Origin of the sequence: Haliea sp., from assembly GCF_040222615.1 — a bacterium.
In the GTDB taxonomy this organism is placed as follows: domain Bacteria; phylum Pseudomonadota; class Gammaproteobacteria; order Pseudomonadales; family Halieaceae; genus Haliea.
Window position 1 is genome coordinate 1 of record NZ_JAVKCQ010000023.1, and the last position, 12,153, is coordinate 12,153.

Genomic DNA, 12,153 nt, shown 5'->3' on the forward strand with positions numbered 1-12,153 from the left:
GTCCCCAGCATCATGCCAACCTGGGTAGTCTCTTGCCCCGCACCCCCTTCCATTCGGGCAATCCCGAAATCGGTAACCTTCACCGACTCCCCGTCGGCCCCCAGGATGATGTTGTCGGGTTTGAGATCCCGGTGCACGACACCTCTGCCGTGGGCATAGTCCATGGCCCCGGCGAGCTGGGTCGCGATATTGATAATGGTCTTGACCGGCAGTCGCCGGCCCTGCTGCAGGATGTCACCGAGGGACTCGCCCTCCAGCAACTCCATCATGATGTAGGGGGCCCCCTCGAAACTGCCGACATCGTGCACAGTCACGATATTGGGATGGGTCAGGGCGCCTGCGGCCTTGCCCTCGCGAAGGAAGCGGTTGTTGTGCTCCTCATCGCCGCAGTGCTCCGCTTTCAGCACCTTCAGGGCAACGGTACGGTGGATGCCGGGGTCATAGGCGCGGTAGACGTGAGCCATGCCGCCCTCGCCGATCAGCTCCTGAATTTCGTATCGCCCCAAAGTCTTGCCGACGATGCTCATCGTCTCGTTTCCCCCTTTGCGTGCGAGCCGCCGAGGTTGCCCGTCCTGCTATCCGGATGCTATCACCCGGTGGAGCCCCTGTCGCGGTGCCGCTGCAGGGCCCAGGCGACGTGTTCGCGCACCAGCGGCGAGGGATGGTCCCGGCGCTGACCCAGGGCGGCAACTACTGCTGGCGCGGTTTGAGCATTGCCAAGGGCCACGGCGATGTTGCGCAGCCAGCGCTCGTGACCGATGCGGCGGATGGCTGAGCCCTCGGTACGGGCGAGAAAAGTGGCCTCGTCCCACAGGAACAGGTCGACCAGGTCGGCGCTGCCGAGGCCGTGGCGGGGCTGGAAGTCGGGTTCATCGGTGTGGCGTGCAAACTTGTTCCAGGGGCAGACCAGCTGGCAGTCGTCACAGCCAAAAATGCGGTTGCCCATCAGCGGCCGCAGGGCTTCGTCGATGCTGCCCTTGTGCTCAATGGTCAGGTAGGAGATACAGCGCCGCGCGTCCAGCTGGAACGGACCGACGAAAGCACTGGTAGGGCAGACTGTCAGGCACGCGGTACAACTGCCGCAGTGTTTGGTCGCTTGCGGCGGGTCTGCCGTCAGCGGCAGATCGGTGTATATTTCGCCGAGGAAAAACCAGGAACCGGCGCGGTCATTGATCAGCATGGTGTTCTTGGCGATCCAGCCCATGCCTGCGCGCTCCGCCAGGGCCCGCTCCAGCACGGGGGCACTGTCGACAAACGCGCGGTACTGGCCACCGCCCGCAGCGTCCTGCAAGCGCGCCGCCAACTGCGCCAGGCGCTTGCGGATCAACTTGTGATAGTCACGGCCCAGGGCGTAGCGGGAAACGTAGGCCTTTTCCGGCGCCTCCAGCACCGCTTCCGGACGGGTATCCGCAGCCAGGTAATCCATGCGCAGAGTGATGACCCGGCAGGTGTCCGGAATGAGCTCCGCCGGGCGCGCCCGTTTCTCGCCGTGGCGTTCCATGTAGTCCATGCCGCCGTGGTAGCCCGCCTCAAGCCATTTCTGCAGGTAGGCTTCGTGCTCGCCCAGCTGAATGTCGCTGACCGCGAGCTGGGCAAAGCCGAGTTCAGTGGCCCAGCTCTCGAGCTGATGCCGCAGCTGCGACTGCTGTTCCTGAGTCAATGTCGTTGCCATGGGGCTGGGCCGGGGCAGTGAACCTGCCTATAATCCGCGGGTTTGCGAAGATTTTCGGAAATGGCAGTGTAGCAGCGTGGGGTCACGATTGGCGATGGCAGGCAAGCAGGGATTCACCTGGATGGATCACGAGCCGCTCTACAGCGCGGCGGAGACCCGGGCGCTGGACCGCTGGGCAATCGACCATGCGGGTATCAGCGGCGCCCTGCTGATGTCGCGCGCCGCCGCGGCCACGCTGGAACAGCTGCTGCTGCGCTGGCCGCAACCGCCGCTGCTGCAGGTGCTGTGCGGAACCGGCAACAACGGCGGGGACGGTTACCTGATTGCGGATCGGGCCCATCGCCGCGGGATAGCTGTGCAGGTATTGCAGGTCGGAGATCCAGGGCGAATCGCCGGTGATGCGCTGCTGGCGCGGGAGCAGGCGCAGGCCAATGGCGTAACGGTCGCACCGTTCAGCCCCGCCAGCTTGCAACCCTCTGCCATCCTCGTCGATGCCATGCTAGGCACTGGCCTTGGTGGCGAGGTCCGCGCGCCGTTTGCCGCGGCCATTGACGCCTGCAACGGCGGTGGGCAGCCGGTTGTCGCGGTAGATATTCCCTCCGGCCTGTGCAGTGATACCGGGCGCATTCTGGGGCGTGCGGTGCGCGCCGAACTCACCGTGACCTTCATCGGCTACAAGCGGGGCCTGTTTACCCTGGACGGTCCCGATTGCTGTGGAGTACTGGAGTTCTCCGACCTGGCGCTCCCTCTCGAGGCCTGCGGGGCGGTGGCGCCCGGCTGGCGCAGGCTGTTGCTGGACCGGATGCTGGCGCAGTGGCCGGGGCGCCCGGCGAATGCCCACAAAGGGGATTGTGGCCGTGTGCTGGTGGTGGGGGGTGACGTCGGCATGCCCGGCGCCGTGGCGCTCGCGGCGGAAGCAGCCTTGCGCAGCGGCGCGGGCCTGGTACGCGTGGCCACCCGGCAGGAGCACCTGTCGGCTCTGGTCGCCCGCACGCCCGAGGCCATGGTCACCGGGGTGCGTTCGGGCCAGGACCTGCAGCCGCTGCTGGCCGCTGCGGACGTGCTGGTGGTGGGTCCCGGCCTGGGGCGCAGCAGCTGGTCGCAGCAACTGCTGCAGGCGGTGGCAGCAAGCGATTTGCCCTGTGTCCTGGATGCGGACGGGCTCAACCTGCTGGGCGAGGGGCGCGTGCTGGCGCGGCAGCCCAGGGAGCACTGGATTTATACTCCCCACCCGGGCGAGGCCGCCCGCCTGCTGGGAGTGACAACCGGCATTGTGCAGGGGGACCGGTTTGCTGCTGCAGTACAACTGCAGGAGCAGCTGGGTGGTACGGTTGTGCTCAAGGGCAATGGCAGCCTGGTCGTGGCGGACGCCCTGCGGCTGTTGTCCGATTACGGCAATCCGGGCATGGCATCGGGCGGTATGGGCGATGTGCTGAGCGGTATTGTCGGCGGTCTGCTGGCCCAGGGCCTGGACGGCGCCGCGGCTGCAGCCCTGGCTGTCTGCCTGCACGGCGCCGCTGCCGATAGCGCTGCGGAGCAGGGGCAGCGCGGCTTGCTGGCCAGCGACCTGATGGCGCCGCTGCGGCGTCTGCTGGGATGAGCGTTGGCGAGGTCCGCTGGCAGGCCGCCGACGAGGACGCCATGGTGGCCTTGGGCGGGGGGCTGGCCGCCGCCTGCGAGCCGGCCCTGGTTATCTACCTGCACGGCGACCTGGGTGTGGGCAAGACCACGTTCTGCCGGGGTTTCATCCGGGCGCTGGGTCACGCCGGGGCGGTGAAGAGTCCGACTTATACGCTGGTGGAGCCCTATCGGCAGGGTGAGCTGGATATCTATCACTTCGATCTCTATCGCCTGGGCGATCCGGCTGAACTTGAGTTTATCGGCATTCGCGATTACTTCGGGCCGGACACTATCTGCCTGATCGAATGGCCCGAGCGTGGCGCGGGCGCTTTACCCCCTGCGGATATAGCGATTACTATAGTGGCAGTCGGCAGCGGCCGTAGTGTCAGGGTGCGAGCCGGGTCGGTGCTGGGAAGTGCAGTTCTGGCGCGCTGGCAGTCTGGCGCCTGAACTAGACGACCGATAATCGGCTGGAGTGAGATGAGCAGGGCTTTCTGGATCAGGCTGGTCCTCGGTTGGGCGATGGTATCGCCCGCGCTGGCGGTGGATGTGCATGATGTGCGCCTGTGGCGTGCGCCGGACCACACCCGCGTCGTGTTTGACCTGACTGGTCCCGCGGAGCACCGCCTGCTGACCCTGGAAAATCCCGACCGCATTGTGCTGGACCTGTCCGGTGCGACACTCAAGGCCAGCCTCGCTGCGCTGGACCTGACCAGTACCCCGATTTCCCTGGTGCGCTCCGGTGTCCGCGACGGGCGTGACCTGCGCGTGGTATTCGATATCAGCGAGGGTGTCGATCCCCGCAGTTTCGCCCTCAAGGCCAATGCCCAGGCGGGCGACAGGCTGGTGCTGGATCTCTATGACCGCAACCCGGGCAGGAAGCCGGCAGTGGCGGAGGTGCGCAAGAGCGCAGCCAGCGAAACCGGCCGCCGGGACATCATCATCGCGATTGATGCCGGCCACGGTGGTGAGGATCCCGGCGCCATCGGGCCCAACCGCCTGCGCGAAAAAGATGTGGTCATGGCCATCGCCCGGGAGCTGCATGCCCTGCTGGAGCGGGATGAAGGATTCAGCCCGACCATGGTGCGCACGGGCGACTACTACATTAGCCTCAAGGGGCGTCGCGACATAGCCCGCCAGCGGCAGGCGGATTTGTTCGTGTCGGTTCACGCCGATGCTTTTACCCGCCGCGAGGCCAACGGCGCTTCCGTGTACGCGCTTTCCACCCGCGGCGCCACCAGCACCACCGCGAGCTATCTCGCCCAGCGCGAGAATGAGGCGGACCTGGTGGGCGGGGTCCGGCTCTCGGACAAGGACGATGTGCTGGCCGGAGTGCTCACCGATCTCTCCATGACCAACACCCTGGACCACAGCCTCAGGGTTGGCGGCAAGGTCTTGCAGCGCATGGATACCGTGGCACGGCTGCACAAGCGCAATGTCGAACAGGCCGGTTTCGCGGTGCTGAAATCTCCGGATATTCCCTCGATCCTGGTGGAGACCGGGTTCATTTCCAATCCAGGCGAGGCGCAGAAACTGGGTACCCGGGAGTACCAGCGCAAGGTGGCGCAGGCCATCCACGCCGGTATCCGGGACTGGTTCATGGCCCAGCCGCCCCCCGGGACGCTGCTGGCCTCGCGCAAGCAGCAGGGCGACCAGGAGTATGTTATCGCCCGGGGTGATACACTGTCGGGCATTGCCCAGCGCTTCAACGTGCCCGTGAACCGCCTGCGGGATCACAACGGTCTCCGTGACTCACGCATCCTGGTGGGCCAGACGCTGAAAATTCCTACCACCTGAGCGCTGTCGCGCCCCCGGCCCATGTCAAGAATACACCGCCTCAGCCCCAGGCTTGCGAACCAGATTGCCGCCGGCGAGGTCGTCGAGCGCCCGGCATCCGTCGCCAAGGAAGTGCTGGAAAACAGCCTGGATGCGGGTGCCACCCGGGTGGAAATCGACGTCGAATCCGGCGGCACCCGGTTGATTCGTATCCGCGACAACGGCGCGGGCATGGAGCCGGAGGACCTGCCCCTGGCCCTGGCCCGCCACGCCACCAGCAAGATTTCCTCGCTCGAGGATCTGGAGTGTGTCGGCAGCCTGGGCTTTCGCGGCGAGGCTCTGGCGTCCATCGGCTCGGTGTCGCGGCTGACGCTGACCAGCAATCACCGCGACGACAGCAGCGAGGGCTGCAGCGCACTCTGTGAGGGGCGCGAGATGGAGGTACAGCTGCGGCCTGCCCCCCATCCCAGGGGCACCACGGTAGAGGTGCGCGACCTGTTCTTCAATACGCCGGCCCGGCGCAAGTTCCTGCGCACCGAAAAGACCGAGTTCAGCCACCTGGAGGAGGTCGTCAAACGGCTCGCCCTGTCCCGCTTCGAGGTGGCCTTCAGCCTGCGCCACAATGGCAAGCTTATCCACAATCTGGGCAGCGCGGCGAGCACCGCAGAACAGCAGCGGCGAGTCGCGGCGGTGTGCGGGCCGGCCTTCATGGAGCAGGCCCTTTACCTGGAAACAGAGCGCAGCGACATGCGTCTGCGGGGCTGGTTGGCCCTTCCCACCTTTTCCCGCAGCCAGGCCGACCTGCAGTACTTCTTCGTCAACGGCAGGGTGATCCGCGACAAGCTGGTTGCGCACGCCGTCAAGCAGGCGTACCGCGATGTCCTCTATCATGGCCGTCACCCGGCTTTCGTGCTGTATCTGGATCTGGACCCGGCACAGGTTGATGTCAATGTGCATCCAGGCAAGCACGAAGTGCGTTTCCGCGACAGCCGCGCTGTGCACCAGTGCATTTTCAGCGGCCTGCACCGGGCGCTGGCGGAAGTTCGCCCGGACTCGGCGCCGGCACCACAGGCCACGCCGGAAGGGCTTGCAGTGGATACCCACACGGGCGAGATTGCGCGCCAGCCAGGCCTCGGCTGGGGCGGGAGTGGCTCTGCCTACCGCTCGCCCCCGGCGCCGGCACCCGGCCGGGCGATGGAACAGGTGCGCAGTTATGCCGGCCTGCATCCCGGGCGCCTGCCCGAACAGGAAACGCCGGAAGAGGTGCCTCCCCTGGGCTATGCCCTGGCCCAGCTCAAGGGTATCTACATTCTGGCGGAGAACGCCGAGGGGCTGGTGCTGGTCGATATGCACGCAGCCCATGAACGCATCACCTATGAGCGCCTGAAGGCGGCCCGGGCGCTGGATGCCATTCCCGCCCAGCCCCTGCTGGTGCCTCAGGTGATCGCGGTGAGCCAGCGCGAGGTGCTGCTGGCCCAGGAGCACGCGGAACTGTTTCAGGCCCTCGGCCTGACCGTGGATGTGGCGGGCGAGGAGTCCCTGCTGGTGCGGCAGATCCCGGTCAGCCTGCGTGACTCCGACGTCGAGGCCCTGGTGCGCGATGTGCTGTCCGACCTGGTGGAGTTCGGCAGTTCCGACCGCATCGAAGCCCATATGGATGAAATACTCTCCACCATGGCCTGCCACGGTTCAGTGCGCGCCAATCGCAGGCTGACCATTCCCGAGATGAACGCCCTGTTGCGGGACATGGAGGAGACCGAGCGCGCCGGGCAATGCAATCACGGACGCCCGACCTGGACCCGGCTGGCACTGGAGGAACTCGACAAGCTGTTCCTGCGGGGACGCTAGTGTCCCCGCAGGCGGGAAAGCCACTGCTGTTGTGCATTATGGGTCCCACCGCGGCGGGCAAGACCGAGCTGGCCATCGCCCTGGCACAAGCGCTGGACGGGGAGCTGGTCAGCGTCGACTCCGCCCTGGTCTACCGCGGCCTGGACATTGGCAGCGCCAAGCCTGACTACCCGCATCACCTGCTGGACATTCGCGATCCGTCCGAAAGCTATTCGGCTGCGGACTTTGTCGCTGACGCCGGCCATGCTGTTGCAGACATTGTCGGCCGTGGCCGCACACCGATTCTGGTCGGCGGCACCATGCTCTATTTTCGGGCTTTTCTTCAGGGTCTTGCGGCCATGCCCGCTGCCGATCCCGCGATCCGCGCCGAGCTGGCGGAGGCGGCCGGGCGCGATGGCTGGCCGGCCCTGCACACCCGGCTGGCGGAGGTTGATCCGGTTGCCGCGGCGGCGATCCACCCGCACCATTCCCAGCGTATAAGCAGAGCTCTGGAAGTATTTATCAGTAGCGGCATCCCCCTGAGCGAGTGGCATCAACACGCCGCAGCCAGCCCTGCCGCCGAGTACCGGGTGGTGCAACTGGCAATCTGTCCGCAGCAGCGCGGGGAACTGCACCGACGGATCGCGCTGCGTTTCCAGTCCATGCTGGCGCAGGGGTTCCTGGATGAGGTGGCGGCGCTGCATCGTCGGGGCGATTTGCATCCCGGTCTGCCGGCAATTCGGGCGGTAGGGTATCGCCAGCTGTGGCGCCATCTCGACGGGGAGTGCAGTCTTGAGGACGCGGTGGAGCGGGGCGTGGCAGCCACCCGGCAGCTGGCGAAGCGCCAGTTGACCTGGCTGCGGAAGTGGCCGGATTTGTATTGGCTGCTGACGGATGCTGCCGGGAACGTTTGTGCGGTCGGAGAGTCAGAGCAGGGGGGGAAGGGAATGGACGAAGTTCCGCTACAGGTAGCCTTGAAGTATCTTCAAGGCGCCCCCATGTAAGTCGGTAAACCTGTTCTATACTGTGACAGGGGCAATCACTTAACGTCCGCGATCCTCCTCGCTTGTCGGATTCATGTCGGCAGCGGGGGCGAGCAGAGACAGCCAACAATCCATCATATTTGGCTCGTGTTGAGCCGACCAAGGAGAGAACTATGTCAAAAGGGCACACGCTACAAGACCCTTACCTGAATATACTGCGGAAGGAACGCGTCCCCGTTTCCATTTACCTGGTCAACGGTATCAAGTTGCAGGGTCAGATTGAGTCTTTCGACCAGTTTGTCGTCCTGTTGAAGAACACTGTCAGCCAAATGGTCTACAAACATGCCATCTCGACTGTGGTTCCCTCCCGTGTGGTGCGCATGCCCATGCAGAACCCCCCGGAAGACGATGAAGGCGACAGCTAGTCACGGAATGCGGCGCCGCGGCGCCGCAACCTCTACGTGCTGCGTTCGAGGTAGCCTTGTTCTTTGAGCGTCCGGCGTCCGGCGAGCGCGCAGTTCTTGTTCACCTAACCATAGCCAGCGAAGACGAGCGGGAAGACCCCCGCGAGTTCGAGGAACTGGTGTTGTCGGCGGGTGGCGACCCCGTGGCGTTTGTCATGGGCAGTCGCAGTGTGCCCGATTCCCGCACCTTTGTCGGGTCCGGGAAGCTGGAAGAAATTGCGGCGGAGGTGCTGCTGCACGAGGCTGAGATCGTGATGTTCAATCACGCCCTCAGCCCCAGCCAGGAGCGGAACCTGGAGCGCGAACTCAAGTGCCGGGTACTGGATCGTACTGGTCTGATCCTGGACATCTTTGCCCAGCGTGCGCGTACCCATGAAGGCAAGCTCCAGGTGGAGTTGGCGCAATTGCAGCACATGAGCACGCGCCTGGTTCGCGGCTGGACCCACCTTGAACGCCAGAAGGGTGGTATCGGCCTGCGCGGCCCGGGGGAAACCCAGCTCGAGACCGACCGCCGCTTGCTGCGGGCGAGGATCAAGTCCATCCAGTCCAGACTGGAGCGGGTGCAGCGGCAGCGGGATCAGGGGCGGCGCTCACGGCGCCGTGCCGAGGTGCCGACAATCGCGCTGGTGGGCTACACCAATGCCGGCAAGTCGACGCTGTTCAATCGTCTCACCGGCTCCGAGGTCTATGCCGCTGACCAGCTGTTTGCCACCCTGGACCCTACCTTGCGGCGCCTGGAGCTGGATGAGGCGGGCCCCGTCATCCTGGCCGACACCGTGGGTTTCATTGCGCACCTTCCCCACAAACTGGTGGAGGCCTTCAAGGCAACCCTGGAGGAGACCGTCAGCGCCGATCTCCTGTTACATGTGATTGACGTTGCCGCCGGGGCTCGCGAGGACAATATTCATCAGGTGGAAGCGGTGCTGGAGGAAATCGGGGCTGTCGATATGCCGCGATTGCAGGTCTTTAATAAACTGGATCTGTTGGAGCAGGACCCGCGGATTGATTACGATGAGGCGGGGAAGCCCGAGCGCGTGTGGCTGAGTGCGTCAACCGGTGCCGGCTGCGAGCTGCTGGTAAAGGCAGTTGCTGAACTGGTGGGCGAGGACATGGTAGAGGAAGAGCTGCGGCTGGAGCCGGAGCAGGGCAGCTTGCGCGCGGCACTGTATCGACTCGGTGCGGTAGCGGCCGAGCGCTACAGCGATGACGGGGTCGCGCATCTGAACGTAAGGATGCCCCGGGCTGACTGGAACAGGCTGATGAAACAGCCGAGGGAAGCGGCGCCCTGGGAGTAAACCCCCAGCGCTGCTCAAATTTTGATAGACTGCGTCGACTTTGCTAACAGGAGTTCGGTATGGCCTGGAATGAACCGGGTGGTGGTGGTAACAAACCCAAGGATCCCTGGGGTGGCGGTGAACAGGGGCCACCCGACCTCGATGAGGCGCTGAAAAAACTGCAGGAGAAGCTGGGCGGCATATTCGGTGGGCGCAGCGGTGGCGGCAGTGGCAAATCCGGCGGTAGCCGGGGTATCCCGAGCAGCCTGTTTGTGGTCGCCGCGCTGGTCGCGGTGGTGGTCTGGGCCCTCATGGGGCTCTACCAGGTGGACGAGCAGGAGCGCGCCGTCGTGCTGCGATTCGGCAAGTACTACGATACTGTCCAGCCGGGCCTGCAGTGGAACCCGCCGCTGATCGACGAGGTGATCAAGGTCAATACCACCAAGGTCCGCGCGGCAACATTTCGCGAGGTTATGCTGACCCAGGACGAGAACATCGTCGAGGTTCGCATGTCGGTCCAGTATGTGATTCTCGATCCCACCAGTTTCGTGCTGAAGGTGCGGGACCCGGAGAATTCGCTGCAACACGCCGCCCAGAGCGCGCTGCGCCACGTGGTGGGCGATACCCGGATGGATTCGACCCTGACCGAGGGGCGTGCGCAGATCGGTGTTGACGTGCAGGCCCGCCTGCAGCGCTATGTCGATATGTATGAGACTGGCATCCGGGTCGTCAAAGTCAACATCGACGAGTCCAAGCCGCCGAGCCAGGTCCAGGCCGCCTTCGACGATGTAATCAAGGCCCGTGAGGACGAGGAGCGGCTGAAGAACGAGGCCCAGGCCTATGCCAATGGCATCGTCCCGGAAGCCCGCGGTCGTGCCCAGCGCGTGATCGAGGAGGCCAGCGCCTACCGCGAACAGGTGGTGGCTGAGGCCGAGGGTGAGGCGGAGCGTTTCAAGGCCCTTCTGGTGGAATATGCCAAGGCGCCCGAGGTGACGCGTGAGCGCCTGTACCTGGATGCGGTGCAGAGGGTGTTTCGCAACACCAGCAAAGTCATGGTGGATGTCGAGGGCGGTAACAACGTCATGTACCTGCCCCTGGACAAGATGACGGAGTCCGCCGGCGCGTCAGTGCCGCGCGTCGGGGGCCGTCTGGATTCCAACACGATTCGCGAACTCACCAACGCCGTGACGGAGCAGCTGCGCCAGGACGCGGCATCGGCCAGTAACCGCAGAGGAGGTCGCTAAGATGGGCGGAAGAGGTATGACCTGGATGTTGGTCGCAGTGCTGTCGCTGTTTGTGCTCAGCAATACGATCTATGTGGTCAAGGAAACCGAGCGCGGGGTGATGCTGCAGTTTGGTGAGGTGGTCAATCCCGACATCAAGCCGGGTCTGCATGTGAAGATTCCCTTCGTCAACAATGTGCGCAAGTTCGAGGCCCGCCTGCTCACGGTGGATTCTACCGCGGAGCGGTTCTTCACCCAGGAGAAGAAAGCCCTGATCGTGGATTCCTATGCCAAGTTCCGGGTTTCGGATACCGCAAAGTTCTATACCGCCACCAACGGCGAAGAGGCGCGCGCCAGCGCCCTGCTGGGGCAGCGGATCAACGACGGGCTGCGCAACCAGGTGGCGATCCGGACCATTCAGGAGGTGGTGTCGGGTCAACGTGACCAGCTGATGGAGGCGCTGACCGCAGAGCTTTCCGAAGTGGCGCGCGAAGAGTACGGGGTCGAGGTCCTGGATGTTCGGGTCAAGCAGATTGATCTGCCGCCTGACGTCTCCGAATCGGTGTACCGGCGTATGAACGCCGAGCGCGAAAAGGAAGCTCGCGAGCACCGCGCCCAGGGCCAGGAGCTGGCCGAGGGTATTCGGGCGGCCGCGGACCGTGAGGTGACGGTCATTGAGGCCAATGCCTATCGCGACGCGGAGCTGATCCGCGGTGAAGGTGACGCCCAGGCCACGGGTATCTATGCCAATGCCTTCAATATCGACCGTGAGTTCTATTCCTTTACCCGCAGCCTGCGGGCCTATCAGGACGCATTCCAGAACAGCGGCGACCTGCTGCTGATCCAGCCCGACAGTGAGTTCTTCCGCTATCTGAAGGACTCTGCCGGCGGCAAATAGGGGAGAAAAAACGCAGGTACCTTCCGTGGTGCCTGTGGTAGAATTCTGCAACCGTGGGATCCGGCGTTTTACCCACAAACGCCGGGCTCGCGGTTTTTTTATGACCAGGGCAACGGGGGGTTGATGTGGAGTTCTGGCAGGTACTGCCGGTGGCCCTGGCGCTGGTACTGATTATCGAGGGCATTGTGCCGTTCCTGAACCCCAGGGCCTGGCGGCAAATGGTGCTCGGGGTGGCCCAGCAGCAGGACCGGGTCATCCGCAACGTCGGCCTGGGCAGCATGCTGTTCGGGCTGGCGTTATTGTATTGGGTGCATTAAGGCTGGTTATGAAGACAGTGGATCGCTGGCAATTGCCCGACGGGGTGGAAGAAGTGCTGCCCGAGCAGGCGCTGGTGGTAGAGCGGTTGCGGCGTGAGC

General features: G+C 64.6%; 12 protein-coding genes. 10 read left to right on the top strand and 2 right to left on the bottom strand.

What is annotated here, in order from left to right:
• Both RJQ10_RS02295 and queG read right to left on the bottom strand, forming a co-directional pair.
• Positions 1 to 527: serine/threonine-protein kinase (locus RJQ10_RS02295; RefSeq protein WP_350143222.1), on the bottom strand; the 527-nt coding region annotated here is incomplete at its 3' end.
• A 62-nt stretch (positions 528 to 589) separates the two neighbouring features.
• Positions 590 to 1,672, bottom strand: a complete 1,083-nt coding sequence (gene queG / locus RJQ10_RS02300) for a tRNA epoxyqueuosine(34) reductase QueG (RefSeq protein WP_350143224.1) — start codon at positions 1,670 to 1,672, stop codon at positions 590 to 592.
• Between the two features lie 94 nt (positions 1,673 to 1,766).
• On the opposite strand from queG, the gene RJQ10_RS02305 reads away from it, so the two are divergent.
• The 10 genes from RJQ10_RS02305 (at position 1,767) to RJQ10_RS02350 (ending at position 12,054) form a co-directional block, all read left to right on the top strand.
• The gene (locus RJQ10_RS02305) at positions 1,767 to 3,272 is read left to right on the top strand and encodes an NAD(P)H-hydrate dehydratase (RefSeq protein WP_350143226.1); all 1,506 of its coding nucleotides are present in this window, start codon (positions 1,767 to 1,769) and stop codon (positions 3,270 to 3,272) included.
• Entirely contained in the window at positions 3,269 to 3,742 is a 474-nt protein-coding gene (gene tsaE / locus RJQ10_RS02310) for a tRNA (adenosine(37)-N6)-threonylcarbamoyltransferase complex ATPase subunit type 1 TsaE (RefSeq protein ID WP_350143228.1), read from the top strand. The genes RJQ10_RS02305 and tsaE overlap by 4 nt, the downstream gene beginning before the upstream one ends.
• A gap of 30 nt (positions 3,743 to 3,772) precedes the next feature.
• Positions 3,773 to 5,089: an N-acetylmuramoyl-L-alanine amidase gene (locus tag RJQ10_RS02315; protein ID WP_350143230.1), complete on the top strand. Its 1,317-nt coding sequence runs from the start codon at positions 3,773 to 3,775 to the stop codon at positions 5,087 to 5,089.
• A 21-nt stretch (positions 5,090 to 5,110) separates the two neighbouring features.
• Positions 5,111 to 6,916, top strand: a complete 1,806-nt coding sequence (gene mutL / locus RJQ10_RS02320) for a DNA mismatch repair endonuclease MutL (RefSeq protein WP_350143232.1) — start codon at positions 5,111 to 5,113, stop codon at positions 6,914 to 6,916.
• A 38-nt stretch (positions 6,917 to 6,954) separates the two neighbouring features.
• Positions 6,955 to 7,899, top strand: a complete 945-nt coding sequence (gene miaA / locus RJQ10_RS02325) for a tRNA (adenosine(37)-N6)-dimethylallyltransferase MiaA (RefSeq protein WP_350143234.1) — start codon at positions 6,955 to 6,957, stop codon at positions 7,897 to 7,899.
• A 152-nt stretch (positions 7,900 to 8,051) separates the two neighbouring features.
• Positions 8,052 to 8,303 carry an RNA chaperone Hfq gene (gene hfq, locus RJQ10_RS02330; protein WP_350143236.1) on the top strand — a complete coding sequence of 84 codons (252 nt, stop codon included), beginning with the start codon at positions 8,052 to 8,054 and terminating at the stop codon, positions 8,301 to 8,303.
• Between the two features lie 56 nt (positions 8,304 to 8,359).
• Positions 8,360 to 9,637 (top strand): ribosome rescue GTPase HflX, encoded by a 1,278-nt coding sequence (gene hflX, locus RJQ10_RS02335; RefSeq protein WP_350143238.1) that lies wholly within the window; start codon positions 8,360 to 8,362, stop codon positions 9,635 to 9,637.
• A gap of 59 nt (positions 9,638 to 9,696) precedes the next feature.
• Complete coding sequence (gene hflK, locus RJQ10_RS02340) at positions 9,697 to 10,860, top strand: FtsH protease activity modulator HflK (RefSeq protein ID WP_350143240.1); 1,164 nt, start codon at positions 9,697 to 9,699, stop codon at positions 10,858 to 10,860.
• Between the two features lies 1 nt (position 10,861).
• Positions 10,862 to 11,737: a protease modulator HflC gene (gene hflC / locus RJQ10_RS02345; RefSeq protein ID WP_502880206.1), complete on the top strand. Its 876-nt coding sequence runs from the start codon at positions 10,862 to 10,864 to the stop codon at positions 11,735 to 11,737.
• Positions 11,738 to 11,862: 125 nt separating this feature from the next.
• The gene (locus RJQ10_RS02350) at positions 11,863 to 12,054 is read left to right on the top strand and encodes a DUF2065 domain-containing protein (protein ID WP_350143244.1); all 192 of its coding nucleotides are present in this window, start codon (positions 11,863 to 11,865) and stop codon (positions 12,052 to 12,054) included.
• Positions 12,055 to 12,153 lie beyond the last annotated feature (99 nt).

Coding starts and splice junctions, on each gene's coding strand:
- queG (WP_350143224.1), bottom strand. CDS start 1,672: ATGGCAACGACATTGACTCAGGAACAGCAGTCGCAGCTGCGGCATCAG.
- RJQ10_RS02305 (WP_350143226.1), top strand. CDS start 1,767: ATGGCAGGCAAGCAGGGATTCACCTGGATGGATCACGAGCCGCTCTAC.
- tsaE (WP_350143228.1), top strand. CDS start 3,269: ATGAGCGTTGGCGAGGTCCGCTGGCAGGCCGCCGACGAGGACGCCATG.
- RJQ10_RS02315 (WP_350143230.1), top strand. CDS start 3,773: ATGAGCAGGGCTTTCTGGATCAGGCTGGTCCTCGGTTGGGCGATGGTA.
- mutL (WP_350143232.1), top strand. CDS start 5,111: ATGTCAAGAATACACCGCCTCAGCCCCAGGCTTGCGAACCAGATTGCC.
- miaA (WP_350143234.1), top strand. CDS start 6,955: ATGGGTCCCACCGCGGCGGGCAAGACCGAGCTGGCCATCGCCCTGGCA.
- hfq (WP_350143236.1), top strand. CDS start 8,052: ATGTCAAAAGGGCACACGCTACAAGACCCTTACCTGAATATACTGCGG.
- hflK (WP_350143240.1), top strand. CDS start 9,697: ATGGCCTGGAATGAACCGGGTGGTGGTGGTAACAAACCCAAGGATCCC.
- hflC (WP_502880206.1), top strand. CDS start 10,862: ATGGGCGGAAGAGGTATGACCTGGATGTTGGTCGCAGTGCTGTCGCTG.